General features: G+C 67.5%; 17 protein-coding genes and 4 pseudogenes. 9 read left to right on the top strand and 12 right to left on the bottom strand.

The window, feature by feature from the left end:
• Nucleotides 1-122 precede the first annotated feature (122 nt).
• Together ACZ5U5_RS38575 and ACZ5U5_RS38570 are read right to left on the bottom strand one after the other, a co-directional pair.
• A complete protein-coding gene (locus ACZ5U5_RS38575; protein ID WP_469031250.1) occupies nt 123-4,349 on the bottom strand; it encodes an nSTAND1 domain-containing NTPase in 4,227 nt (1,408 codons plus the stop codon).
• A gap of 30 nt (nt 4,350-4,379) precedes the next feature.
• Nucleotides 4,380-4,757, bottom strand: a complete 378-nt coding sequence (locus ACZ5U5_RS38570; RefSeq protein WP_469031191.1) for a CU044_2847 family protein — start codon at nt 4,755-4,757, stop codon at nt 4,380-4,382.
• 472 nt (nt 4,758-5,229) lie between these two features.
• Between ACZ5U5_RS38570 and ACZ5U5_RS38565 the strand changes: the two genes are divergently transcribed.
• The 3 genes and pseudogenes from ACZ5U5_RS38565 to ACZ5U5_RS38555 all read left to right on the top strand — a co-directional run bounded on the left by ACZ5U5_RS38565 (nt 5,230) and on the right by ACZ5U5_RS38555 (nt 6,683).
• Nucleotides 5,230-5,439, top strand: coding sequence for a hypothetical protein (locus ACZ5U5_RS38565; RefSeq protein ID WP_469031189.1), 210 nt, complete (start codon nt 5,230-5,232; stop codon nt 5,437-5,439).
• Between the two features lie 9 nt (nt 5,440-5,448).
• A pseudogene (locus ACZ5U5_RS38560) lies at nt 5,449-5,857 on the top strand (DUF6192 family protein).
• 22 nt (nt 5,858-5,879) lie between these two features.
• Entirely contained in the window at nt 5,880-6,683 is an 804-nt protein-coding gene (locus tag ACZ5U5_RS38555; RefSeq protein ID WP_469031188.1) for a hypothetical protein, read from the top strand.
• Nucleotides 6,684-7,162: 479 nt separating this feature from the next.
• Here the strand turns inward: ACZ5U5_RS38555 and ACZ5U5_RS38550 are convergent.
• Both ACZ5U5_RS38550 and ACZ5U5_RS38545 read right to left on the bottom strand, forming a co-directional pair.
• Nucleotides 7,163-8,256, bottom strand: a pseudogene (locus ACZ5U5_RS38550) (integrase core domain-containing protein).
• Nucleotides 8,257-8,507: 251 nt separating this feature from the next.
• Complete coding sequence (locus tag ACZ5U5_RS38545) at nt 8,508-8,984, bottom strand: hypothetical protein (protein WP_469031187.1); 477 nt, start codon at nt 8,982-8,984, stop codon at nt 8,508-8,510.
• A gap of 1,052 nt (nt 8,985-10,036) precedes the next feature.
• On the opposite strand from ACZ5U5_RS38545, the pseudogene ACZ5U5_RS38540 reads away from it, so the two are divergent.
• Nucleotides 10,037-11,040: pseudogene (locus ACZ5U5_RS38540) on the top strand (hypothetical protein).
• 81 nt (nt 11,041-11,121) lie between these two features.
• Nucleotides 11,122-11,481 (top strand): hypothetical protein, encoded by a 360-nt coding sequence (locus ACZ5U5_RS38535; protein ID WP_469031185.1) that lies wholly within the window; start codon nt 11,122-11,124, stop codon nt 11,479-11,481.
• A 107-nt stretch (nt 11,482-11,588) separates the two neighbouring features.
• On the opposite strand, the gene ACZ5U5_RS38530 is transcribed toward ACZ5U5_RS38535, so the two are convergent.
• Both ACZ5U5_RS38530 and ACZ5U5_RS38525 read right to left on the bottom strand, forming a co-directional pair.
• Entirely contained in the window at nt 11,589-13,241 is a 1,653-nt protein-coding gene (locus tag ACZ5U5_RS38530) for a glycine/sarcosine N-methyltransferase (protein WP_469031184.1), read from the bottom strand.
• Between the two features lie 238 nt (nt 13,242-13,479).
• Nucleotides 13,480-14,616: pseudogene (locus ACZ5U5_RS38525) on the bottom strand (pectate lyase family protein); the annotation flags it as partial.
• A gap of 193 nt (nt 14,617-14,809) precedes the next feature.
• Between ACZ5U5_RS38525 and ACZ5U5_RS38520 the strand changes: the two are divergent.
• Genes ACZ5U5_RS38520 through ACZ5U5_RS38510 form a run of 3 tightly spaced genes read left to right on the top strand, consistent with a single transcriptional unit; the run spans nt 14,810 to nt 17,270 of the window.
• On the top strand, nt 14,810-15,613 hold the full coding sequence (locus ACZ5U5_RS38520) for an alpha/beta fold hydrolase (RefSeq protein ID WP_469031182.1): 804 nt from the start codon (nt 14,810-14,812) through the stop codon (nt 15,611-15,613).
• Complete coding sequence (locus ACZ5U5_RS38515; protein ID WP_469031180.1) at nt 15,613-16,944, top strand: PP2C family protein-serine/threonine phosphatase; 1,332 nt, start codon at nt 15,613-15,615, stop codon at nt 16,942-16,944. The genes ACZ5U5_RS38520 and ACZ5U5_RS38515 overlap by 1 nt, the downstream gene beginning before the upstream one ends.
• A complete protein-coding gene (locus ACZ5U5_RS38510; RefSeq protein WP_469031178.1) occupies nt 16,941-17,270 on the top strand; it encodes an STAS domain-containing protein in 330 nt (109 codons plus the stop codon). The genes ACZ5U5_RS38515 and ACZ5U5_RS38510 overlap by 4 nt, the downstream gene beginning before the upstream one ends.
• Before the next feature lie 27 nt (nt 17,271-17,297).
• Here the strand turns inward: ACZ5U5_RS38510 and ACZ5U5_RS38505 are convergent, their stop codons facing one another.
• A complete protein-coding gene (locus ACZ5U5_RS38505; protein WP_469031177.1) occupies nt 17,298-19,355 on the bottom strand; it encodes a glycoside hydrolase in 2,058 nt (685 codons plus the stop codon).
• Nucleotides 19,356-19,486: 131 nt separating this feature from the next.
• Here ACZ5U5_RS38505 and ACZ5U5_RS38500 point away from each other — a divergent pair, with 131 nt between their 5' ends.
• The gene (locus ACZ5U5_RS38500) at nt 19,487-20,662 is read left to right on the top strand and encodes an MFS transporter (RefSeq protein ID WP_469031175.1); all 1,176 of its coding nucleotides are present in this window, start codon (nt 19,487-19,489) and stop codon (nt 20,660-20,662) included.
• 55 nt (nt 20,663-20,717) lie between these two features.
• On the opposite strand, the gene ACZ5U5_RS38495 is transcribed toward ACZ5U5_RS38500, so the two are convergent.
• The 5 genes from ACZ5U5_RS38495 to hisD all read right to left on the bottom strand — a co-directional run bounded on the left by ACZ5U5_RS38495 (nt 20,718) and on the right by hisD (nt 26,272).
• A complete protein-coding gene (locus ACZ5U5_RS38495) occupies nt 20,718-21,716 on the bottom strand; it encodes an ester cyclase (protein WP_469031174.1) in 999 nt (332 codons plus the stop codon).
• An 82-nt stretch (nt 21,717-21,798) separates the two neighbouring features.
• Complete coding sequence (locus tag ACZ5U5_RS38490; RefSeq protein WP_469031173.1) at nt 21,799-23,157, bottom strand: MFS transporter; 1,359 nt, start codon at nt 23,155-23,157, stop codon at nt 21,799-21,801.
• Nucleotides 23,158-23,385: 228 nt separating this feature from the next.
• Complete coding sequence (locus tag ACZ5U5_RS38485) at nt 23,386-24,186, bottom strand: HpcH/HpaI aldolase family protein (protein WP_469031172.1); 801 nt, start codon at nt 24,184-24,186, stop codon at nt 23,386-23,388.
• Nucleotides 24,183-24,956 carry an SDR family NAD(P)-dependent oxidoreductase gene (locus ACZ5U5_RS38480; protein ID WP_469031170.1) on the bottom strand — a complete coding sequence of 258 codons (774 nt, stop codon included), beginning with the start codon at nt 24,954-24,956 and terminating at the stop codon, nt 24,183-24,185. Before ACZ5U5_RS38480 ends, ACZ5U5_RS38485 begins: the two co-directional genes overlap by 4 nt.
• Complete coding sequence (hisD, locus tag ACZ5U5_RS38475) at nt 24,953-26,272, bottom strand: histidinol dehydrogenase (RefSeq protein WP_469031169.1); 1,320 nt, start codon at nt 26,270-26,272, stop codon at nt 24,953-24,955. The genes ACZ5U5_RS38480 and hisD overlap by 4 nt, the downstream gene beginning before the upstream one ends.
• Nucleotides 26,273-26,321: the final 49 nt, after the last annotated feature.

Here is a 26,321-nt window from a genome sequence, read left to right as displayed (position 1 = left end):
CGGCGGGCTCGTAGTGTCCCATAATGAGGCTGACGGGCTCGACTCCCGTGGGGCTTTGTCCGCCGACGCTCCGCATGCCGTCACCAGCGTCAGGCAGAGCATCGCCGCTGCGGCTGTGAAACTCACCGCTTGTCGCACGCCGTCACCCCCAGAAAGATCCGTTCCAGCATTCCGTGCCTCCTAGTGTTCAGGTCCTCCTGGGAGATGTTGCGTGTGACGTGTGAGCAGAGTTCGGCGGCCCAGTTGCTGGCGGAAGCCTGTCTCAATTGGAAGGCTGCTGTCGTCCCGAAGTCCGTCTCAGTCCCCTGGGTGGTGCTCACCGGCACGCTTAGCAATAGGTGCTCGCCGTCGGGGGAGGGCACGATGGCCCGGACGTGTGCGGCTGTGGGTATACGGGTTTGAGTTACGAGTCCGCCGGGGCCCCACCGCTCCACGATGCCCCGCCTTACGCTGACGGTCTGGTCGCTATCGGAAAGGAACATTGTGGTGCGGGCGTCGTCGGGGGGGATGGTGGTCTCACGGTGCCCACCCCTTGCATCCCATACCTCCGCACTCCCGTCTTTGCCGATCAGTAGCAGACGCTGGCCGTCGCTGCTGAACCTCACAGCGTTCCGATCGGCGAGCGGAGTGCGGGAGCCGGGTATAACGACGGTGATCCGCCGTCGGTCACGGAGATCCCAGACCTCCACGCCGCGCAGGTCCGGGGTTGCCACGGCGATCCGCTCGGACGCTGGGTCGGCTGCCAGAGTGGTTGCGGACCGACTTCGTTCGACCTCCGAGTTTTCCCGGAACAGCAGCGTCTTACCTACCTTGCGGCCGGTTGCGACGTCCCACTGCGAGACGGCGCCTGCCACCAGGGCGACCAGGCGGCCGTGCCGGGTGAAGCCCAGGTTGCGTAGCTCCGTGTCCTGGGGCGCCGACCTGGGGGGCCGATCGACGTGTATCCGCCGCAGTACCTCGAGGGAGGGCAGCTTGTAGAGCGTGACCGACTGTGCAGAGCCGTCGTTCACGGCCAGCGTCCTTTCCTCGGCGTCGAACGCAAGCTGCGCGGACGTCTGGTACCCGCCCCGACCGATGGCTGAGATCCGCCGTCCGGTCGTTGGGTCCCAGACCGCGACCGCCCCGCCAACGCCTACGGTGACTAGATAGCGGCCGGAAGGGGAGAAGTGCGCGGCCTCCTCGTCGCGCTGGCCGGTGTCCGTGTTGCCCCAGACGGAGTTGTCGACGGTCGAGAGAGTGCCGGGCGCCGGGGCCGTGGCGACCAGCACTTCCGTCCTGCGGGCGAAAGCTATGCGGCGGCTCTCGCCAGCCAGGGCGTACAGGGTGTAGCGGCCCTTGGTACCGCCCTCCGACAGGTTGAGAAGCCGTCGTCCAGTGGCAGCGTCGTGCACAGTTACCGTTGCGTCCTCGCGTGTCAGCACGATCTGGTCGGAGATGCTGACCAACTCGCCGGTCAAGTCGCTTTTCGAGCTGCATGGCAGGCCCTGAAAGAGATGGGGGGCGCGTCTGTTGCTAGAGACGTCGGTCAGCCGCCACTTGTCGTCGGCACACGTCGCGTTCACAGGGCGGGGCCCTGGAGCGAACCCGGGCTCGTCGACGCCGCGGACAGTGATCAGGTGTCCGGAACGCGTGTCCCAGATGCCCTGGGTTCCAGGTCCGGAGGATACGACGCGCTTGCCATCCTCGGCGAAGACGAACCCATTGGGCGAGTGCTCAAGGAGCGGTCCCAGGGTGACGGGCCGGGCGGCGGGTCGGTCGAGGTTCCATACCTGGGCGCTGTCGTCCATTCGAGGGTGGGCCAACAAACGGTGTCCCGTGCGGTCGAAGCGCAGCTCGTCCGCCACCTGAGCGGTGCTGGTGGTGCTCATCGCGGCTCGCAGGGTGATCAGGGTCCTGTCTTCACGCAGGTCCCAGATCTTGATCCGGTTGCCGTCGCCGCCCAGGGCCAGTCGGGAGCCGTCGGGACTGACCGCGACGGCTGAGACGTCATCCATGCGGACGATCAGGGAGGGGCCATCAGCTCTGACACGCCATACCGATAGTCGGCCCGCATCGTTTCGTACCGCGACGACCTGGCCGGAGTCATCCAGAGCTACCTCCGCGACCTGCCCGCCTGCGGGCAGGATGGCGTCGTACGGGGCATCGGCCAGATAACGGGCGAACAGGTTGTCGTGCGCTTGTTGGGTGGGCGCGGTGCGCCAGGCGGCGACGGACAGTAGTGCGGCCCTTTCGCGATGGGAGTCCGCCTGACTTTGGGCCTGTTGCACGAGGCTGGACGACAATTCGGCGGCTTTACTGCCAAGCACTAAGTGCACTCCGATGCCGGCCAGGGTTCCCATCGCCGCCGTAACTGCCGCCGCGACGATGACTTTGCGAATCCGCTGACGCCGTCGCCGTTCTTGGCTCGCCCCGAGGTATTTGCGTTCGCTCTCAGGGATGTCATCCGGCCGGTCGCGCAGTTGCTCCATCGCCTGCTTGAGTTCTGAGCCACGCATCAGTAGGGCATGGTCGCGTCCGCTTTGCTCCCAGCGCGCGATGCGCTCCCGCACATGTTCCTGCCAGGTTCGGAAGTCGCGGTCGGCGTCGACCCAAGAGCGCAGTGCAGGCCAGTGGTCGAGTAGTGCCTCGTGGGCGAGCGTGATCGTCTCTACACCGTCAGACGCGCGATCGAGGAGCACTAGACGCTGTACAGCCAGTAGTTGTGCGGCCATCCAGCAGGCGGGGTGCAGTTCGGTGCGGCGTGCAGTGCGCCCGGTGTCGACCGGGTTGTCGAGGCGTCCGTCGCCTGGGCGAACAAGCTGCACGAACAGCCGCCGCACGTCGTCACGCACGTCGCCGAGCCGCTCCTTGACAACACGCTCGGCATGCGACGCCAGGGCGCCCGCCACGTGGCCGATCTCCTCATAGGCGGCGTGCCCAAGGATGCCCTGCCGCTGCTGCTCCCATAGCAGGGTGAGGGTGAACTCAAGCAGGGGCAGCGCACCGGGGCTGCGGCCCGCGTCTAAGAGCAGCCGCTCAGCGAGCAGCTCCTCGAAACGCACAGCCCCATGGAATGAGGCGATCGGAGACAGCACCACCTCACGGAGCTGGTCTTCGGCCAAGCGGTCTACGAGCACCGGCGATGCCTCGCAGACCCGCCCTAGAACGGGGAAACGCTGCATGGACTTCAGGAAGTCCAGTCGCAGGGCGAAGACCAGCCGCACCAACGGTCCGCCGTCTGCGGTGCGCCATCCGGTCATGGTCACCAATTGGCCGACCAGCTTTTCGGCCGCGTTGGGTGAGCAGCGGAACAGCATCTCGAACTGATCCACGATCAGGGCGAGCTGGGCCGTTTCGGAGCGGCTGAGCAACTCCCTGATAACCGTAGCGGTCGCTCCTTCCCGCAGTCGTCCAGCAAGCCGTTCGACCTGTTCGATTCGATCAAGCGGCTTGATAACGTCGCCCGGCCCATTAAGCAATGGCAGCAGGGCGGAAGCGAGCATGAGCTCCGCTTCCAAGGCAGGCTCTGGGACCAGCGAGGCGATGCTGTAGTCCCCGCGCTTTCGTAGCTGGGGTACAAGGCCGGCGTGGATCAGCGATGACTTGCCAACCCCGGATACCCCAATGACCGGAACGATCGACGACGTGGTGACAGCCTCGGTCAACGCCTTGGTCTGCTCGGATCGCCCGAAGTAGTGGGTAGCGTCCTGCTCCCGGAACGGCTCCAGCCCACGGAACGGCGATGGCGGCGCTGCAAGACGACGCAGGTCAGGGTGAACCTCTAACAGGGCGTTGGCGGTGATGGCGTAGGCCGCCCGCTGAAGGAACCGCCTGTCGGTGGCGACAACCATGCCGACCACCCCCATGAAGTGCTCATCCCACAGCGGCGTCCCACTGAAGCCCTGTCGGATTTCGCAAGCACTAGTGCTCTCGAACTGCAGCCAGCCGCGGCCACGGTCGTCCACGATCGTGCCGAGCGACCAGACGCCTTCGTCGTCGCCGGCCGGGAAGCCGAATGCCCGGAACGGGTGGCCTCGCACTGTTTCAACGTCCAACAGCCGCACAGGCTCAGCCCCAAGCGGCGGATCCTCGTTGAGCACGAGGACGGCGATGTCGCCGGAGCCGTCCTCCGCGACAGGTATGTGTGTGATGAGCCGCGCCCTCTGTCGGCGGGCTGCCCGCCCAGCAAGAGGAAAGTCCAGACTGACGGTGAGCCCCTCAGCTAGAGGGCTCCGCTCCTGTTCCCCGACGACCGCCGAAACTACATGCGCGCATGTGAGCACAATCCTGGAGCTCACTAGAAAGCCAGCTCCCTGCGGCGTGGCCCACGCGCCGTGCGACCACAGTCGGACAATCCCGGGGTTGGGCACAGGTCCGGGCACCGCTACACCCCCGTGCCCTTACCCCGTCACGGCGCCGTCGCGTGCAGCGACGGCCTGGGTGATCGGCATAGCCTCTGGTCGCTGCTTGTCCCACTCCATGGTGAGGGTGAGTGACCCCTCTCCAGCGGTCTTGGCAAGGAACACGCCCGCCTCCGCCGACAGCTTCAACCCGAGCTCAAGAGTGATCTTGTCTGGTTGCCGCGGCAGGTCGGCCACCCTACCGACCACGGCATGCGCGGCCTCACGCACACTCTCCAGACCGCGCTCCAGCGTCTCGGATGCCTCAGCCACAATGCCGCCGGGCCTGGCAACCCGAACCACCGCCTGCGGGCCGTTGTCAATTTCTACGAGCACAGAACCGCCGCTTTCCAGCGGCACCCTAAGCAAATCCGGCATCGAGCCCCCCGCCACCCACTGCGATGAGATGTGCGCCACTACCCTAGTACTTGCAAAAGCTGCTCGTGGCGAGACAGGCAATTCACCAGGCGGTCCAGACGACGGCGTCCTCCTACACAGTGACGCCTATGGAGGTCGACCTAGGACTGCGCTACACGGCCGGGGCGATCGCGCGGCAGCCGGGGACTAGCACTCTCTTTAACTGGTGGCCACTATCGCCGGCGTCAGAGCCTGACTTCAATCCTCAGGTGATCTTGCCCAGGCATCGCGTTGGGCTTCTGTGCGAACAGTGGGCTCGGTACTTTCAGGAGTCACGGTGGTGCGACAGGAGCTTTGCGAAGAGCTCGTGGATGCTTCACGCGCCCAGGTGGTACGCCTTCCCGCGCGTGGCCGTCGGGCGGATTCTGCGGGTGACAGGTAGGTCAAGGCCCTCCACAGCCACTGGATCGCACTCTGGCCTGTCGGGGGTGTCATGCGCGCGAGTACGAAGGTTGGGAACGTCACTCGGGCGCGGCATGAGGAGATCATCGCCGAAGACCGGGAGCTCGTCGAGGTCGACACGAAGATCCAGTTCAAAGTCGGCGACCACGCTTTGGAGATAGGGCTGATACGGCCGCGCGGCGGCTCCCAGCCAGTCTCCGGTGAGGAACTGCTCGGGGTGCGCCAGACCCTGGAGATGTAGGCCGAAGATATAGGCGTCCCTTACAACCAAGAACGCCTGAACCGGCAAACGGCCAGCAAGTGGCCTACCGAGCACCGGGCTCCGGGGGTCTCATTCGAGATCCACCGGATCCTGGAGAAGCTGGATGACCGCTTCGAGCGCGTCAAGCACCCACCACGCCACCCCTGTGACGAAGTGCCGCGCTGGACGCAGAACGCGGCCAAACGGCAGGTCGCGTGGCAGGTGGAGAACCCAGACGGTTCAGGAGAAGGTCGAGGCCATCCATGACCTGGCCGCGAACAAGCAGGTAGCCACCCGGGTGGCGACCGACTTCCTGCGCCGGCCCAGGGTCGCCTTCCGCGCCGCGGGCGACGATTTTCCGAACTATGAGCAGGGGCGCCGGATAGCGGGCATGCTGCTAGCAACCGTTGCCAGGTAGCAACGGCCTGGCAATCGGGGGCATGTTCATGGCAGCAGCAGGGGGTAACGGTTCTACGACTGCCAGGGCAAGGTATTTTGGGGTCGCACTCACGGTCACCCTCTCTCTGGCCGCCATCACGATGGTGGTTCTCTTGATTATGGGGATCGAGTCTCGACCAGTTCGCCTGCTAGTGCTATTTCTTGCCGCTGGGTTCGTCGCAGCAGTAGCGATCCGAATTCCGGCCTCTTGGCGAACGCGCCTAGGGCTGCTGGCGACATCCTTCTTGGCGGCAATCAGCGTTTTGCCAATTCTCGCCGACTCCCCAGAGTCTCCTCCGGCGGCGGACTCGCCTAAATCCACCCCTTCCGTGAACTCCGAATTTCTAGCCACCCTAATCCGCAGAGGCCCCTTCACGGAGCCGCTCCCCAACCCTCTCCAAGCCAAGGGCTTCGGAAATGTGCAAATCGGCGATGCCGCCCCGCGCGTAGACGCAGTCTCACTCGTCCTTGACTGGCCCCGCGAGTACGACCCATTCGAAGGATTCGATGGCCCGAATGCACACTTCGAAATCTACGACACTGATACTGACGCAAAGCGTAGAGTCGACAATCGCATCCTAGCGCTTAAAAAGCAGTATAAGGAATTTGGATCAATCCAAGGGTCCCGGAAGGGATTCTTTCTTTTTGGTAACCGAGAGATTATCGCCGGAGGGGTGCGCGGTCACGTATATGTAGAAGTGTACTCATTTCCGGAATCAAACGCGGATATCCCCTTGGCTACGGGTACCGTCACAGCTATGTTGAACTACGTTAGCAAGATGGAAAAGTTGGCTACTGAAAAGTAGACTCCCCGACTGAGTGGGGCCAGCGCAGATGGCCGCGGCTTCCCCCGCCCCCAGCACCTCGGCGGAGCGAACCGAGCCCGGCCGACACAGCTGAGCCCGGCCAAAGGCGAGCGGAGGGAGCCAAGACCAGGTGCCCCAAACGTGGTCAGCAGGGTCTTCCCGTCACTCTGGAAGTGCCACGAACACGCCGTGTTCGGTCTCGCCCCCTGGGGCTACGTCCTCCAGGGTGGGCAGCGGGGCGGAACCGTCAGGGCAGGGGACACATAGCGGTCGACGTCGCGGTGAACCAGGAGCAGGTGCTCGCACACGACGCCCGCCGGTCCGTTCCTTTCCGTGCCGGGGCGAGGGCATCCGCCAGGGCCTGGACCTGCTGCCACCTTTCGATCCCGAACCACCAGCTCGTCGTGCCGCTTGCGTGTGACGCTCCCCGATTTAACATCCGCGGGCATTGCGCCTGCCGAAAACTCCATCCGCGCAGCTCAGGCGGCATGTTGGTTCTCGTGGAGGACTCCGCCGAGGCGGTCTCTCCGGCGCACTTTCAGGTGGGTGATCTGTGCGTGGGTGAGTGGTTCAGGTAATACGCGCAGGGGTGCTGCCTGGTCTATCGCCTGGTGGGGCCGGTGGGTGTTGTAGTGCAGTTCGAACTGGTGGAGCGCGTGGCGTAGATGGCGCTCGTTCCAGATGAGGGTGCGGTCCAGGAGTTCGTGGCGGCAGGTGTGGACTCAGCGTTCCATGATGGCGTTCATGCGCGGTATCCGGACGCCGGTGCGCACGACTTGGATGCCAGCGTTGCACAGGATTTCATCGAAGAGGGCGGGGTACTTCGCGTCCCGGTCCCGGACCAAGTACGCGTGGGTGGCTTGGGCGTCCGTCAGGTCCATGGCCAGATTGCGGGCGGCTTGACTGACCCAGGCCGCGGTGGGGTGGGCTGTGGTGTCGAGGATCCGGATGCGCCGGGTGGCGTGTTCGATGACGGTGAGGATGTACTGACGCTGACCGGTCAAAGTCACCGTCTCGATGAAGTCGCAGGCCATTAGGGCGTTGGCCTGCGAGCGCAGGAAATCGGCCCAGGTGGTGGCGGCCCGGTCGGGCGCCGGATCTATGCCCTCGGAGGCGAGGATCTCCCAGACGGTGGAGGCGGCGACCTTGATGCCGAGCGTGGTGAGTTCGCCGTGCACCCTGCGATAGCCCCACGAGGGATTCTCACGGACCAGGCGCAGGACCAGTCTGCGGATCGAGTGGACCGTGGGCGGTCGTCCGGGCTTCTTCGGCCGGCAGGTGCGGGCGCGGCGCCCTTTGATCAGGCCGCGGTGCCAGCGCAGCACGGTGTCAGGCCGGATGAGTAGGTGCAATCGGCGCAGGACCTTGCGGGGTAATGGCATCAGCAGAGCGGCGAGGAGCCCCCGGTCTTCCGGCGCGAGCTTCACCCGGTCCGGGCCGAGTTGTCGCTCAAGGACGGTGAGCTGGTGGCGCAGGGCGAGGATGTCCGTGACCTTGTCGCGGTCGCTCACCGGCAGCAACCGCAGCGCGGGAACATATTGGTGATGGTCAGATAGGCGAGACGAGGCAGCACAAGTGCTCATCCTGTCGCACCACCGACCAGGCTCCTGAGGTGCATGGACGACATTTCAGCAGGCGCAGTGTTCACCATCGTGAGTGCCTGTGCGGAAACCTGCGAAAGGTGCGCCAGGGCGGCGCAGTTGTCTTTGCATGCACCCCTTCTTCGCGGCGTCAGTCGGCCGCGCTAGGCGATCCGAGCTTCCAGTGCCTATGGGTGTTCTACGTACTTCACGCCGAGCGTGCCGCTTGTCGTCTTGAGGAGAGCTACGTGTGCCGTGCGGCGTTGTCCGCGGCGATGTCTGTACGCATGGCGTCCCGGGTCTCTAGGCGTAGGGCCAGGTACCGGCGCGTCAGCTCCAGAAACTGATCGCTGTCGACGAGAGCCCCTGCGCTGACGGCGTCGCGCATCCCGCGGACTGCGCCACTGCATTTCTCGGCCGGATCGACCACGGTGCGCGGGGCGAGAAGTTCCAACTCGTGGCGTGATGCGTAGCAGTGCGTGTAGGCCGTGCGTGCCTGCCGGTACCTCTCGCTCGCCTCAAGATCGGGTGTGGCGGCAATGTTGCGTAGGTCGCTGCCGGCCTGAGCATGGGATGCGAGGAACCTCGCGTAGAGCTCCCGTCGCGTTCTGTACCATTCGGCGGTCGTCTCTCGTTGCGTCCTCCGGCGCTCCACCAGTAGAGCCGATCCCATCGCGATCGCGGCGCCGACAAGTGTGGCTAGTAGCGATATCCAGGTCACTTCTGAACAGTAGGACGCATGCTTGGCTGACCACCCCGGGGGTGCCGGGTGATTTCTGCCCTGTCGCAACATGAGTGCCTGCGGCACTGCGACCTGCGATGCGTGGCTCAGATTGATGACATGCGGACCGGCAGGTGTCTCAATCGATCGAGGGCCGCCCCCGATCCTCCGCAGCAGGCATCAGCTCAGCGCCGATACCATACTAATTGTTCCTAATTGGTAGGGCCGATGCGCAAGAAGGACCGACCCACAGCTACTCATCCGCGCCTCGCAGCTAGGAAGGTCCGAGACCAGGACTTTCCGGTAGTCGTGAGGGCCGAGGTCTTTGTCCATCGTCGTGAGGATCTTGGTGAAGGTGGCCTCCGTATCGTGGCCGTTGGTGGCTTGTGCCTTGGCCAACACCGCACGGGTGAGCAGGCTCATCGGATGGTGGGGGCCGAGGGCTCGATCGGCATCGGCGAGCGGTTCAGCGGCATGCGCGTGGGCCTCGCCGATCTGCCCCGAACCGAGGAGCCAACGGCCAAGGTCGGACCGGGCATCGAGGGTCCGGTGGTGGCGGTACTTCCGCGTACAGCGTCGTACGGGTGCCAACGGGGCTTCAGAACTCCCAACCAGGATCGTACACTTGGCTGGGGGTCAAGGGGTCGCAGGTTCAAACCCTGTCGTCCCGACTAGTTCGAACAATCGAACGTCGCAGGTGAAGGGCCGTTTCCGAACGGCCCTCTCTCTGTTGCCCGCCCGCTCCCGGGCGACCCCTTGCCTGTTCACTCCCAGTGCCGTTCGGAAACTCGATCCCTGCTGGTCAAGCTGCGCGTGCGTACTCGTTGATAACGCCGCCGAGTACTTGGAACAAGGCTCCGCCGATAGCCGCCGGCACAGCTGTGGCCAGCAGCGCCGTTCCGACACCCGACGCGGAGAACTCGCCTCGCGCCAACACCCCAGCCACGACGGCCCATCCAACCCGTGGCCGTGCCAGCCACCACCTGGCGGGCCGCAGGCCGCCATCGCCACGCCCGCGTATCCAAGTCGTCGGCAGCCTCATCAGTGACGTCATGCACCACCGGCGCAGACGGAGCGTCCTCCACCCGGACCAGTCGCAGCACCGCACCGTCCGGCACACCGGCCGGCCGGACTCCGGCGCGCCGTCTTGCGCGAGTACCGTCCGCCGTCACGAGATGCCGCAGCATCGGCCGCCCTTCCACACATTATCCAACAGCCGCATGACGTCCGGCAGAAGACGCGGTGGCGGGGATACCTCGCCGGTCGTCGCGGAGTCGGCTCGGCCGGGGCAGGCGCCGGCGACGGAGGCGGCGGCCCAACGGCCCACGGTGGATGAGCCGTTCAGAGGTCGCCCGCCGCGCGGTGGCGTGACGGGGCGGCGGGGATTCATCTTCCGGAAGCGCGGGCCACGGGCTGGATGAGCCGGGAGCAGGTCGCACAGACCCTCGAGCGCTCCCGGGATTTCCTTGTGGCGTCCAGCCTGGACCCTGGGGTGCTGCGTGGGGAGCGGCCCGTCAAGGCGATCGCACTCATCAACCCACATCAGGCCGACACCAAGGAATTCCTGTCCGTCGCATTCAGCGCGCCCAGCAAGGAAAACGACCCGCTCCTGATGTTCAGCCGATTCGAGAAATCGAAGGCGCGACTCGTCGGGGACGTGGTCAAGACGCGGGGCCGGAGCACCTTCGAAGAAGGCAAGCGTGGCGCGGTCGAGGTGACCGCCGATGTCACCTATGTCTATCCGGTCGTGAACGCCGAAGCGGGCAGCGAGGAAGTCGTACGTACCATCGTGCGCCGCGAGACCGTGATGAGCTGGGACGACCCGGCGAAGGTGATCACCAAGAAGGGGACGTTCTCCTTCATCTCCTACAAGGTCGACACCACCAACGGCGGCTGCGACACCTACACCGGCTACCTCACCCCCGCATTCGGCGCCGAGCGCGCCGCCCCGGACGCGGACGGCCCCGAAGTCGACCCGTACGACCGAAGCGAGTCGATGGACTCGCGCATGCGCGAGTCCGACAGGGCGGAATGCGGCACTGCCTCACGGTCGTGAGCCACCTGCGGCACGGCCCGAGGGGCCCCAGTGCACCACTGCGTGAGCTGCGTCGTCGGCAGGCGATTAGAATCTTCTCTCATGTCGAAGCCTGACGAACTGCTTGTTGACGTCGCCGCCCTGGTGGAGTCCGGGCACAGCAATCAGATGTCTCTGACCGTGGTCGCCTGTGGTGCTGTCATCACGGGCCGGCTGGCTCCCGAATCCGTCTGGAGGCAGCGGGTCTCGGAGGTTCTGGCGGACTCGGACCGCCTGAGCGGTTTCTCCGCCATGTTCACCGCCGCGACGGACAAGGAGGGGCCCCCGCGGTATCTGCATTTCCACGTGGCGCGGATTCTGCAGGGCACGGTGGGGATCCCGGAGACCGGCGGCATGTACCGCGTGGCGATCGAGGATGTCAGCGCCTGGACCATCGGCGACTTCAGCTACTCCGACCACTGATGGACCCACTGATGGACCCACGCGCCTGAGAACGTGCTGAGGGGCCCGGGTGCCGGCCGGCACCCGGGCCCCGACGGCTGCTCGGGTGGCCCGCTCAGCCGACTCGCTCAGTCACCCGCGCCGAGCCTGAAGTGGAAGATTCCCCAGGTCAGGTGGGCGTCACGGCCCCCCGCGATCCAGTGGCCAAGGCCCTTCTTCATCTGCGCGAGGTAGTCGTGGCTGATCCTCCTGGCCAGGCCCTCCGCCTCCTGCCGCTCGGTTTCCTCGAGGACCCGCGTGTAGTGGTTCACCAACTGCTCGCGCTGCTCTTCGAAGCCCCCGTCGACGGCGGTGAAGCCGAGCCGGTCCAGCTCGCGCACGTAGAAGCCGGGCGAGCCCATGTCGTCCAGATGGATCCGGTCGAGGATGGGCTGCAACACGTCCTTGCGGCCGCCGTCCGCCGCCGCCATCGGGTCGGTGAAGATGAGATGGCCGCCCGGCCGCAGCACCCGCGCTATCTCCTCGAGCACCTGGACCCGGTTCCCGCTGTGCAGGAAGGCGTCCTGGGACCAGATGACGTCGACCTGGTCGTCCGGGTACGGGATGTCCTCGAAGGACCCGTCCACGACCTCGATCCGGTCGGTGAGCGAGCGGGCCGAGTTCAATTCCTTGTGGCGCTGGTTCTCCACCTCGCTGAGGTTGAGGGCGATGACCCGGCAGCCGTACGTCTCCGCCAGGTACCGCGCCGAGCCGCCGAACCCCGAACCGAGGTCGAGCACCACGGATTCCTGGGTCAGCTCCAGCTTCGACGCCATGCGCTCGACGGTCCGCCGGCTCGCGGCCGCGATGGGCTCCACGGGGCTCTCGTACAGGCCGATGTGGATGTCCTCGCCGCCCCACACCGAGGCGTAGAAGGTGTCGGCGTCAGGCGAGTTGTAGTAGCTGCGGGCGGTGCCGACCGCGCCTTTGTACTGCCCGCCGTCATCGGTCCGGTACTCCTTCTCCGCCACGTGCACGAAGAAGTCCGGCTGCTCGCCCCGGTAGGTGTGCTGGAAGTCGCCGTAGGTCTCGATGTGCTGGAATCCCACCTCGGACATCAGCCGCCGGGTGTAGTCCTTGCGCAGCGGGAACATGTTGAGGTGGTAGATGGAGTTGTCCGGGAAGCTGTACCGCATGCGGCACAGGCCCTCGTCGACGTACTCCGGCTCTACGATGACGTCCTCACCGCAGTAGTAATACCTGTGTTTGCTGGTGTACCCGTCGTCCAGGACCGCATCGTAATTGCGCTGGTCCAGGATGAGAATGCCGTCGTGCTTGAGCATCGCGTAGAACTCGGCCAGGGCCTTGCGCCGGTCCCGCTCCGAGAAGAGATGTGTGAAGGAGTTGCCGAGGCAGACGATGGCGTCGTACTCCCCGTGGACGTCTCTGTTGAGCCATCGCCAGTCCGCCTGCACGACCCGCAGGATGTGCCCTCCCTGCTTCGTGCCGTTCTCGAACGCCCTCGCCAGCATTTCCGCGCTGCCGTCCGCGCTCACGGTCTCGAATCCGGCGGCCAGCAGCCGTACGGAATGGAATCCCGTGCCCGTAGCCACGTCGAGCACGCTCCTCACCCCCCACTTGCGCAGCAGGTCGATGAAGAAATTCCCTTCGCTCTCCTCCCTTTTCTCCCAATCTATGAGGGAGTCCCATTTTTCGACGAAGCTGGGGACGTACTCCTCCGTGTAGTGCCCGGTTTCGCGTACTTCGACAGGGTTGTCGCCGAACTCTTGGGCCGGTTGCACGATGATGGGGACCCTTCAGCCTTGAGGAATCCTGCCCGGCGCGGCTTCCCAGGCCGGCACAATGCCGCAGGCCTGGGAAGCCGCGTGGTGTGAGCGGATTGCTATCCAAGACTGAGCGGTCTGATGCCTCCAAAGTTCGTATACGGAGCCGGAGTTGGGCCGAATATCAGCCTTGGCCAGCGGTTTTTCCGCCTCAAGATTGTTTGTGGCGGTGGGGGCGGGAGTGCTGCTGTGCCTAGCAGCTGCCGTCCGACACCTTGAGTCCGGTGTTCGCTCCCGCGGTCCTGGCCACGATGGCCGGTACGCAGGCGGCGCTGTCGAGTTTGTGCGCGTAAGGGATGCTCACCGTGGTGGTGGACGTCGGGTTCGGGCCCGCCGGCTTGTACTCGTCGTCGGCGGGGGACCAGGTCACCTTGTCGAAGGTGTTGCCGCTGACCTGCCAGTAGCCGGCCGCGTCGGTGTAGAAAGTGCCGAGGACGTCCTTGGAGTCCTTGAAGTAGTTGTTGTCGACCTTGGCCTTGGCTCCGGCGCGCGAATTGATGCCGGACTCGTTCAGACCCACGTAGTAGTTGTTGTAGATGTGGGCCGTGCCGCCGCGGAGCAGGGGCGTGCGGGAGTCGATGTTCTCGTACTTGTTGTGGTCGTACGTGACGTAGCCGTTCGAGACGTCGCTCTCGCTGGACCCGACGAGGCCGCCGCGCCCGGAGTTGCGCAGGATGCTGTACGACAAGGTCACGTACTGCGTGTTGTTCTTCATGTCGAAGAGGCCGTCATAGCCCTCCGACTCCCCGCCCGACGCCTCCAGGGTCGTGTGGTCGACCCAGACGTTGCGGACGTCGCTCTCCATGCCGATGGCGTCGCCGCCGTTGGACGTGGGGGAGCCGGACTTCTTGACGTTCTTGACGGTGACGTTCTGGATGATGATGTTGCTGGAATCCCTGATGTGGATGCCCAGTTGGTCGAAGACGGCGCCGCTGCCGACGCCGACGATCGTGACGTTGCTGATCTGCTTGAGCTCGATCACACCGGCGGCGGTGTTGCAGCTGTCGCCCGACACCTTGGTGGTGTTGGCGTGATTGATCGTCCCCTGAACCTCGATGGTGATCGGAGTGTCGTCGGCGGCGCGGGTGCACAGTGCCGTGTGGATCGCGGTGCCCGTCGTGGCCCGCACCGTCTTCCCGCCCGCGCCGCCGGTGGTCCCGCCGTTCTGCGAGGCGTAGCCGGTGGCGCTGCCGACCGCGGCCACGGCCCCGGGCTGGGCGGAGGCGTCCGTCTGGGCGGAGGCCTCCGGCAGTGTCAGCGCCGCACCGGTCGCGGCCGTGGCGACCAGCGTGGCCAGCGTGACGTGCAGTCTTCGTGAACGTGCTCGGCTCATGATCGGCTCCCTGTTCGTCGTTGAAACCCGGGTGTCGCTGTCCCGCACGCGGTAGTCGTCGCGGCGGTGCCCGAGGTTGCCGCCTCGCCGCCGCGTTCTTCGCGCGATGTGCCGACCGTCCTCGCGCCACACGGTGACCGTGGGGACGGACACCGCGGTCGGGGCTCCTGGGGCAGGTGGGAGTATGGGCGGCATGGATATTGGAGCCAGGAACAATGTGACGGTCACCGGTCCGGCTGACGGGCCCGCGGTGGTCCTCGCGCACGGGTTCGGCTGTGACCAGAACATGTGGCGGCTGGCCGTGCCGGCCCTGGCGGAGCGGCACCGCGTGGTGCTCTTCGACTACGTCGGCTCCGGCAAATCGGATCTGTCGGCCTGGAGCCAGGAGCGGTACTCGTCACTCGACGGCTACGCCCAGGACGTGGTCGACGTCTGTACGGAACTCGGACTCGAGCAGGCGGTCTTCGTCGGGCATTCGGTCAGCGCCATGGTCGGGGTGCTCGCCGCGCGGATGGCTCCGGAGCGCATCGGGTCGCTGGTGATGGTGGCGCCCTCTCCCCGCTACATCGACGACGACGGCTACCGGGGCGGTTTCACCGCGGAGGACATCGACGAGCTGCTGGCCTCGCTCGACTCGAACTATCTGGGCTGGTCGTCCGCGATGGCACCGGTGATCATGGGCAATCCGGAGCGGCCGGAACTGGGTCAGGAACTGACCAACAGCTTCTGCGCCACCGACCCGGACATCGCCCGGGTCTTCGCCCGCACCACGTTCCTGTCCGACAGCCGCGAGGACCTGAGGAGCGTGACGGTGCCGACCCTGGTGCTCGAATGCTCCCAGGACATGATCGCGCCGCGCGAGGTCGGCGCGTATGTGCACGCGGCGATCCCCTCGTCCCGCCTGGTCACCCTGGACGCCACCGGGCACTGCCCGCAGCTGAGCGCACCGGAGGCCACCAACGAAGCCATACTCGACTTCCTGGGGGCCTTGCGTTGATGAGCCTCGGAGGCGACGAGCCGGAGCCGGCCGAGATCGGGGACGCCGCGGGCACGGACGCCGCGTTCACCGCGCTGCTCGAGGACAGCGTCGAGGACCTGTACGAGACGGCTCCCTGCGGCTATCTGTCGACGCTGATGGACGGGACCATCGCCAAGGTCAACACCACCCTGCTCGACTGGCTCGGCCTGAAGCGCGAGGCCGTGGTGGGGCGGGTCCGTTTCGCCGATCTCCTCACCGTCGGCGGGAAGCTCTACCACGAGACACACTTCGCACCGCTGCTGCGCATGCAGGGCGAGCTGCGCGGCATCGCGCTCGAGATGAAGGGTGCCGACGGGAGCCGGCTGCCGGTGATGGTCTCCTCCGTGATCAAGCACGGCAGTGAGGGGGACCCGCTGCTGATCCGCACGACGCTCTCCGACGCCTCCGACCGGCGGGCCTACGAGCAGGAACTCCTGCACCGCCGCCAAGAGGCCGAGCGGGCGCGTGCCGAGGCCGAGCGGGTGCGTGCGGAGGCGGAGGAGGCCCGTCGGCAGGCCGAGGCCGACCGCCAACGCCTTGCGGACTCGCTCGCCGTGCTGCAGCAGTCCCTCGTGCCCTCCTCGCTGCCCGCGGTGCCGGGGCTCGAAGCCGCCGTCTACTACCACACGGCCTCTCCGGACCGCCTAGGCGGCGACTTCTACGACCTGTTCGCCCTGGGTGACGGCCGGTGGGCCTTCTTCCTCGGGGACGTGTGCGGCAAGGGGCCCCAAGCGGCTTCGCTCACCTCGCTGACGCGGTACACGTTGCGGGCCGCGGCACTGCACGACCCTGAGCCCGCCGCGGCCCTGGCCACGCTGAACGCCGTCCTCCATGAGCGCTACGGCGCCAGTGGAGACCCCCGCTACTGCACGGTCATCTTCGGCGTCGTCCAGCCAGGCTCCGAGGACGGAGAGATCACCGTGCGCCTCGCCTCCGGTGGTCACCCGCCGGTGCTGGTCACGCGGGCCGATGGCACCGCCGACTACCTCCCCACCCCCGGAGGGCTGCTCGTCGGCGTCCTGCCCAAGGCCCGGTTCACCACCGCGGAGACCACCCTCGCCGCCGGTGACACGCTGTTGCTGTACACCGACGGGCTCACCGAGGCCCGTACCGGCTCCGATCGCCGGAGCCTCTTCGGCGACGAGGCCCTCCAGGCCTTCGCCGCCGAACACGCCCCCACCACACCCCACGAGATGATCACAGCGCTGACCGGGCTCCTGGAGAGCTTCGGTGACGGCCTGGACGACGACACCGCACTGCTCGCACTGGGCGTCCCCACCGCCCACCCGGCAACGGAACACCCACGATGAGCCCTCTGAACATCACCTACCGCAGCACTGTCACCGGCCCCGTCCTGCACGTGGCCGGCGAACTCGACTACGAGCGGGCCACCGCCCTGCGCGAACAGGTCGACTGCCTGGCCCTGTCCCGGGGCCAGAACCTGACCATCGACCTGTCCCGGCTGGAGTTCTGCGACTCCACCGGCATCAGCGTCCTGCTCGCCGCCCGACACCGCGCCCAGGCCGCGGAGGCCGAGCTGGTCCTGGTCGGCATCCCCGCCAACACGCTGCGCATCCTGCGGATCGTCGGCCTGGACCAGGTCTTCACCATCCAACCCGCGAGCGAGACCGCCTGAGGGGTACGGGTCAGGGCCGCCGACAGGTCAGGGCAGCCGTGCGGGACAGAGACGGTGGGGCTTCGGCTCGCCCTTGAGCCTGGCCTCCGCGCAGCCGCCCGGCAGTGAACCGTACGCCGCCTTGCCGAAGTTGGCCGTCACCGTCAGCTTCCCGTCGCCGAACTCCGAGCGCTGCACCGTCCCGTCAGCGGTGAGCCGCCGGTAGTCGGTCATCCGCTCGGTGCCCGCGGCCTTGTGCAGAGGTGCGAACGAGCGTTGCAGCGCGGCCATTTCCTTGCCCGTGGACCGCAAGTTCTCGTCCCCGAGCGTGAAGTTGAGCGGGGTGTTGTAGAGCGCGGACATCAGCGCTCGGTCGGTCTTCTGTTCCGGGAGTTTGTTGTACGGCATTTCCCAGCGGTCGGTGTTGATGACGGAACCGTGCAACGCCGTCTCGTACAGGGGGACGCGATAACGCGGGTCGTACATCGCCTTTGCCAGAGCGGGCGGCAGTTCGGCCTCCTTGAAGAAGAACGCGGGCTCGCCCTGCGGTGCGTAGCCGCCCCACTTCTCCTTGTTCTTCTCCAGCTTCCACAGGCCGTCGGCGACCGGTGTCTGGCCACCGTGGTTGAAGGCCAGTACGGGGGCGGCCCAGGCGCCCGCCGACTCGGAGCCGAGGACGAACTTGTCGTCGGAGGCCAGTTTCCGCATGCGCTCCAGGCGATTGGCGCGGTCCTGCTTCTTGTTCATGCGGTGGCCCTCGCTGCTGTCGCTGAACAGCTCGCCCGCCGCGTCGACGTCCAGGAAATAGCTGTCGGCGCCGTTGGCCGTCATTTTCTTCGCCCGGTCGGCCAGGTAGTGCTTGGTGGGCTCGGCCTGTTTGAAGGCCTGGGAGCTGACGTAGCAGCCCCGGCCGCCGAAGCCTTCCTTGATCTCACCCTTCCAGTCCCGTACGCAGAAATCCGGATAGACCGAGCCGGGCCATGCCGACGACGGGTTGTCGGCGGTTTCGGAGGGCTGGCCGTTGGCGTAGGAGTCGTAGGGGCCGACCAGATAGCCGTTTCGCTTCGCTGCCCGCACGGCCTGCTCGTCCATCGGCCGGTCGTCCGCGTCGTATCCGAGCCAGAGCCGCGAGACGCCGAGCTCACGCAGTTCGTTCACACCCTTGGCCGTACGCGCGCTGCCCCAGGCGTAGGCGTGCACGGCTCCCAACAGACGCTTCACTTCCGGGTTTTCGCGGATCTTCTGCTTCAGCGAGCGCAGCTTGCCGTGCTCGTCCAGATAGTCGCGGTAGTCGGTGGCCGAGGAGACCGGGGACGCGTCGGTGAGGGAGAAGTGCACCGTGTAGTCGCGGGTCCGCTCGCGCCGCGAGAACTCGTGCCGCGCGGTGGAGCCGATCCGGCCGTCCTTCGACGCGAAGGCGAGCGACGTGCCGATCTCCTCCGGCACGATGTAGCCGACACCGTGCTCGCCCTGGGTGTAACCCCAGGCCGGAAGGGTGAGACCGCCCGAGAGCTCGGCCTCCGAGTCCTTGAGACCGGCCTCGCCGGAGTTCCAGAAGGTGTCGCTGACCGGGACGCGCAGGCCCTCGCCGCGCGGGATCTGCAGGGTCGCGCCCGCGCCGGGCGCCGTACGGGGCCAGGACAGGTTCTGGTCGGCCGCGGAGCGCACCGTCATGCGCAGGCGGCCGCGCTCGCTCCTCGCCGTGACGGTGAGCTTCTTGTCGGGGTACGACCAGTGGGCCGCGCCGCCGTCCACGGTCACCTCGCCCGGCTCGCCGAGCCGCTGTCCCGCCGCGCCGGACACCGGGAGCGTGGCCCCGTCGCCGGTTCGCCCCGTGACGCGCAGCGACCCGGTGTCCACGCGCGCGGTGCCGCCCCGCACGGTGAAGTCCACTGCGGCACCGTGCACTTGAGGCGGGGCCGTCGAGCTGCCGTCCCCGGAGGGCGGCTCGGCCATGGCCAGGTAACCCGCCGACGCCGTACCGGCGGTCAGCGCCACGGCCGCGGCGATGCCGTACGTACGGACGAGTCGCCGACGCCGCGCGCCCGCGACGTCACTGTGCCGGGCTCCCTGGGGCTGACTGCTGTTGTTCATCGCGTAGTTCACGGGGGAGAGCGTCGGCGGTGGGCCTAAGAAGTTTCTAAGAACGTTTCCAAGACCGGTGCGTGGCGGATCATCGGCATCTTCTGGCAGATTCTCGGAAGTGCGACACGGCCCCGGGCGTCGACGATGACGGGGTGCGAAGGAATACGTCCATCACCCTCTTGTCCGCCGGGCACGCCTGCGTCGACCTGTACCAAGGCGCCGTGGCGTCCCTGGTGCCGTTCTTCGTCGCCGAGCGCGCCTACAGCTACGCCGCCGTCTCGGGCATCGTGCTCGCCGCCTCGCTCTTGTCGTCGGTGGCGCAACCGCTGTTCGGCATCCTCACCGACCGCCGGGCGATGCCGTGGCTGCTCCCGGTCAGCACGCTCCTCGGCGGTCTGGGCATCGCGTTGAGCGGGGTGAGGGGCTCGTACGGGCTGACCCTCGTGTTCGTGGCGGTGTCCGGGGTGGGCGTGGCCGCCTACCACCCCGAGTCCGCGCGGGTCGCCCGGCTCGCGAGCCAGGGCAGTCACCGAGGCATGGGGTGGTTCTCGCTCGGCGGGAACCTCGGCTTCGCGGTCGCCCCGCTCCTGGTCACCGCTGTCGTCGCCGCGGGAGGCCTGCGGCTGACCCCGCTGCTCGTCCTTCCGGCGCTCGTCGGCGCCGTGCTGTGCCTGCCCGTGCTGCGGGCGCTGGAGCGGCAGCGAGAGGCCGCCGGGGACGACGCTGGTACGACGGCGGCAGCGGCTGCGGACGACAAGGCGTCGTTTGTGAAGCTGTCGCTGGCCGTGGTGTGCCGGTCGATCGTCTTCATCGGTCTGAGCACCTTCATCTCCCTGCTCGCCAAGGAACGCATGGGCGGCAGTACGGCCGCGGGCACGGCGGCGCTGTTCGTGCTCTACCTCGGTGGCGCGGTGGGCTCCGTCCTTGGCGGCGCGCTGGCCGAGCGCTGGGACCGGGTCACAGTCGCGCGCTGGTCGTACCTGCTCACGGCCGGATGTGTCGCGGGCGTGGTGTCCGTGCCCGGCCCGGCGTTCTACGCGTGCGTGGCGCTGACCTCTGCCGGCCTGTACGTCCCGTTCTCGCTGCAAGTCACGCTCGGGCAGGACTACCTGCCCTCCCGCGTCGGCACCGCGAGCGGCATCACGCTCGGTCTGACCGTCAGCATCGGTGGTCTGGTGAGCCCGTTGATCGGCGGCCTCGCCGACGCGACATCCCTGCGGACCGCCTTGGCGCCCCTGGTCCTGATGCCCGTACTGAGCTGGTTGCTGTTCCGCACCCTGTCCGAACCCGAGCCCACCGTGCCGCAACCCGTGGGTGCGGCCCGCTGAACGAGGGGAGGGGGCCCCGGATGAACCTGAGCCCCCTCCACGTCCCATGGGTCCTTCAGTAGATGTTGGCCTCCACCGCCGGGCCGTCACCCCGGGTGCTGTTGATCTGCGCCCGCAGCGAGATCTCGTCGTAGACGCGGTACTCCCGTACGATGCGGCCGTCCTGGATCAGGAACTGGGAGACGCCGAGCATCGTCACCGGCTGGTTCGTGAGCTGACCGAAGTCCGGCGTGCCCCGGTAGGTGCCGTGCATGGTCCAGGTGACGGCCACGCGCAAACCCGCGTACCGCGGCGAGTAGTTGGTCTGGACGTCCCGCACCTCGAACCGGGCGTCGGGGAACGCGGCCACCATGGCCATCAGGTCGCTCTGGTAGCGCTCGGGGCGGATGACGGTCCGGTCGCCGATCGTGTGCAGGAAGAGGTCACGCGTCATGAAGTCGCTGACCTTCTGCAGCCTGCGCTGGGTCCAGACCTCGTCGATGAACTCGAGGACCATCTCGCACTCGGGCCGGAACTCGTCGGGCCGCGGACCGCTGACGCCGGTGAGCAGCACGTCCTTCGGCGGCTCCTCGGTCATCGATCCGCTGTATCCCTGGAACCGCAGGGCGCGGGCCGCCTCGTCGGGGTCGATGCCGCTCTGCAGACAGGTGGCCAACTCGTCGCGTACCACCCACTCCTCGACCATGCGGCCGCGGCGGTAGAGGCAGTTGGCGACGGTGCGCTTGCGGATGCGGATGTTCCGCCCGTCGACCAGGTGCTCGTCGTTGGAGAAGACGAGGTGCGAGCTGAGGAAGGCGTCGTTGCCGCGCGCCTCCCACACCACGTCCTCGGCCTGGCCGATGTGCCCGGGCGTGCTGCCCATGCGCATCGTCGTGCCCTCGATCACGCCGTCGCGGCCCACCACGGTGCCGAGGCTCGTGTGCACGATCGAGTCGGGCTCGTAGTTGTCGACGATGTAGGAGATGTCGCGGTCGACCCAGATGCGGTCGGTGACCTCACGGATGAAGTCGTCGGGGTCGGCGTAGGGGAGGTAGGCGACGGGGTCGAGGGACATGAGGGGGGCCTTTCGGTGTGTGCCTGTACGTGTGTACGTGTGTACTGAGGTCGGCGTGTATGCGTATGCAGCGGCTAGATGCTCAGCTGCTCACCTGCCGGGGGAATTTGTCCGCTCCCAGGTGGCTTCGGTACGTCTCCGTCATGAAGGCGGTCACGACCACGAGGGCCAGGATCGCGGCGGCGGCGAGGTAGACCCACACGGCGTAGATGGAGTCGAAGCTGGTGACGAGCAGAGCGGCGACGAACGGCGTGATCCCCATGAAGATGGAGAACGAGCTGTTGTACGCGATGGCGCTGGCGCTGAACCGGGTGCGCGTCGCGAAGAGTTCGGCCGTGAGGACGGTGACGATACCGGTCAGGAAGAACTCGGGGATGATGTAGATGAGTTGGCTGGCCACGGCCGCGCCGAACGTACCGCCCTCGCCGACCCGGAAGGCCAGCGGGACCAGGACGATGCAGGCTATGGCGCCGCTGATCAGCATTGGTTTGCGGCCGATCCGGTCCGAGAGGATGCCCGCAAGGGGCAGCAGCGGCATGAGCACGGCGACCGATATCGCGTTGGACGCGAGTGCCATCCAGCGCGGCAGGCCCAGCGTGCCGGTCAGGTACTCGGGATAGAACGTGACCCAGCTGTAGGACAGGATCGCGAGCATGATGGAGACGCCGCACAGCGTGAGTATCGGCCGCCATTGTGTGCGCAGCGCCTCCCGGATCGGGGCCTTGACGACGTCGACGCCGCCTTCCGTGGCCCGGATGAACTCCGGCGACTCCGAGATGTGCCGGCGCAGCCAGATCCCGACCGCGCTCAGCGGCAGCGCGAGCAGGAACGGGATGCGCCATCCCCAGGAGTCGAGGGCGGGGCCCTGGATGAGCCAGCTGGTGAGCGCGGCGGTGCCGGCGCCGGCGAGGATGCCGGCGAAACAGCTGTTGGAGGCGTACGAGGCGTAGTAGGCACGCCGGTTGGGCTCCGCCCACTCCACGATGAAGGCCACCGCGCCGACGTACTCCCCGCCCGAGACCATGCCCTGGACGACGCGCAGGAGCAGCAGGAGCAGGGGCGCGAGGACCCCGATCTGCTGATACGTCGGCAGGGCGCCGATGAGGGCCGTGGTCACGCCCATGAACACGATGGTCCACAGGAGCGTCTTCTTGCGGCCCACCCGGTCGCCCCAGCGGCCGACGAGCGTCCCGCCCAGCGGGCGGAACAGGCAGGCGACGGCGATGATCGCGTAGGTGCTCAGCACGGCGACGGCCTGGTTGCTCTGAGGGAAGAACGCGGGCGCGAGGATCGGCGCCATGTAGCCGTAGAGGCCGTAGTCGAACTGTTCGACGAAGTTTCCGATGCTTCCCGCGCCGATGGCACGGCGTATCGCACTCCGCTTCTCCGCCTCGGTCCCTCGGGGGCCGGCTGCGGTGGTGGGCGGCGCTACAGCGGACATGGCTTCTCCGTTCGCGCGGTTTCAGGGCTTGGAGCTATGCATACGTATGAACTTCCGCCGAACACTAAGGAGCGTGACGGAGGCCGTCAAGAGGTGGAGGAGGGGGTTCCGGTGGGGATTTCGGGCACGTCCCGAACGGCTCCTCCGGGCGCGGCCGGGCACACTCCTCCCAGCCGATCCGAGGAGATCCGCGGAGATCGGAGGAGTCGTGCACGGCCGCGCGGCGTCTCATGCGCGCCCGCCCCGCCCCTCGCCCGGGGAGGGCGTCGCGAGGGACCGGTAGGTGTCCATCAGGACCTGCGCCATGTTGTAGAGCACCAGTTGCGCCCCCGACCGCCCGGCGGCCCTCGCGCCCTCGACGCCTGGCACGATCGACATCACCGCCCTGCCCGCCTCACGGACATCCCGGTGAGCCTGCGTGACGAGTGCGTCGACCACGTCCTGCCCCCGAAAACCGCAGTCCGCCGCCAGGTCGGCCGGGCCCACAAGGACCGCGTCCACCCCCGGTGTCGCGGCGATCTCCGGCGCGGCGGCACAGGCCCGCTCCGTCTCGATCATCACCACCACCAGGGCCTCCCGCGACGCGGCCACGTGCTCGGCGGCGGAGACCGTGCCGAAGCGGCCCGCCCTGCTGTACGTCGCGAACCCCCGTCTCCCCAGGGGCGGGTAATGGACCGCGGCCACCGCCCGCCGCGCGTCCTGCGCGTCGTCGACATGCGGATGGATGATCCCCGCGGCCCCCAGGTCGAGGCAGCGCAGCGCGAGGGCGTCCTCGGACGTCCCCACCCGCACGAGGACGTCGATGCCCTGCGCGGCCGCGGCCGTCAGATGGTGCTGGAGGAGCGCCGTGTCGGCGGGACCGTGCTCGCAGTCGATGACCACGTAGTCCAGGCCCGCGACCCCCGCCATCTCCACCAACGTCTCCGAGGGGAGCCGCAGCAGTGCGCCGTACAGCCGCTCGCCCGCCGCGATCCGCTCCTTGAGGGACCGCCGCCCACCTCCGCCGGTGATGGCTTCTCCCGCCGTCACCGCGCGACCATCCCCGCCGAGAGGTCGATGTCGGCGCCGCAAAGACCCGGCATCCGGAGCATCGCGGTGACCGCCGCGCCGACCTCTTCCTCGGTGACCATCCGCCCGAGGGCCGACCGAGACACGAACGCCTCCTCGGCCTGCGCGTAGCTGCCGCCGGTGCGTTCCGCCTCCAGCCGGAAGTTCCGCTCCATCCGCGGGCCCGAAACCGGACCGGGGGAGAGGGAGTTGACCGTCACTCCGGAGGGCCCGACCTCCCCGGCCAGGGTCGTGGTCAGGCCGATGACCGCCATCTTGGAGGCGCAGTAGGGCGTACGCCTCAGCAGCGGCCGCTTGCCCGACACCGAGGCGATGTTCACGACGTCGCCCGCGCCCCGCGCCGTCATGGCGGGCAGGAAGGCCCGGCACATCAGGAACACCCCGCGGACGTTCACGTCGAACACCTCGTCCCAGTCCTGGGCCGAGATCTCCGTCAGGGGCGCCACCGGTCCGGCGATCCCCGCGTTGTTGACGAGGATCGAGATCTCCTCGTCCGCGAGACTCGAGGCGAGCGCCTCGACGTCCTCGGGCCTGGACACGTCGCAGACCCGGTGGACGACACCAGGGCCAAGCCGTTCGGCGGTCTGCTTCAGTGCCTGCTCGTTGCGGCCGGTGATCACCACCCGGGCCCCGTCCGCGAGCAGGGCGCGGGTGATGGTGGCGCCGAGTCCGCTGCCGCCCCCGCTGACCAGCGCGGTGCGCCCGGCGAGCGGTGCTGCGGGGGCGCTCACGCGGTCGCCTCAGCGTTTTCGGTGTGCCACGGCAGCGTGCCGTCGCCGTACTTGGCCGCCCGTACGTCGCCGGAGCGGGCGTGTCCCTCGAACAGCTCGACACGCGCGGCGCGCCCGCACACCTCGCCGAGCAGCGCGGACGACGCGGTGTCCGTGACCTCTTGGTAGGTGACGGTCTTGAGGTACTTCCCCACCCACAGACCCCCGGTGTAGCGCGCGGCCCCCCGCGTCGGCAGGACGTGGTTGGTGCCGATGACCTTGTCCCCGTACGAGACGCAGGTCCCTTCCCCGAGGAACAGCGCGCCGTAGTCGCGCATCTTGTCCAGGGCCTGGCGCGGGTTCTCCGTCAGGACCTCGACGTGTTCGCTGGCGTAGGAGTCCGCGATCTCGAAGGCCTCGTCCAGGGAGTCCGCCACGACGATCTCGCCGTGGTCGCGCCAGGCGGGCCCTGCGAAGTCCTTCGTCGGCATCCCGGGCAGGAGCCGCTCGATGTGGGCCTCGACCGCACGGCCCAACTGCTCGGACGTGGTGACGAGTACGGCGGGGGAGTCCGGGCCGTGCTCGGCCTGGGAGAGGAGGTCGACGGCCACCACGAACGGGTCGGCGTTCTCGTCGGCGATCACCAGGATCTCCGTCGGGCCCGCGAACAGGTCGATGCCGACCTCACCGAACAACTGCCGCTTGGCCTCGGCGACGTACGCGTTGCCCGGCCCCGCGATCAGCGGCACCCGGCCCACTGTCTCGGTGCCGATGGCCAGGGCGGCCACGGCCTGGACGCCGCCGAGGAGGTAGATCTCGTCGGCCCCGGCCAGATGCATGGCGGCGACCGTCGCGGCGGGGATCTCACCCCGGATCGGCGGGGTGCAGGCGGCGACGCGCTCCACACCTGCCACCTTCGCCGTCACGATCGTCATGTGCGCGGACGCGGTCAGCGGGTAGCGCCCACCCGGCACGTACGCACCGGCGCCGGCCACGGGGACGTGGCGGTGCCCGAGGCGGACCCCCGGCAGGGTCTCGATCTCCACGTCGTGCAGCGAGTCTCGCTGCGCCTGGGCGAACGTCCGCACCTGCTCCTGAACGAAGCGGATGTCCTCCAGGACCGTCTCCGGCACATCTGCGACGATCTTCCTGATCTCGTCCGGGGACAGCCGGAAGGACTCCGGGCTCCAGTTGTCGAACTTCTCGGAGTACTGACGGACCGCTTCGTCACCCCGGTCGCGGATGTCGTCGAGGATGGCGCTGACACGGTCGGCGACATCCGCGCGGGCGGCGCTCACCGTGCCCGCGGGTACGGGGGACTTGAGGAAACGAGGCATGACGGCTCTCTTTCTCGGGCTTCGAAAAACTCGGGCTTCGAATAGAGGG

This window comes from Streptomyces sp. NPDC033177 (genome assembly GCF_055577715.1).
This window is presented reverse-complemented; position numbering and strand designations above follow the sequence as displayed.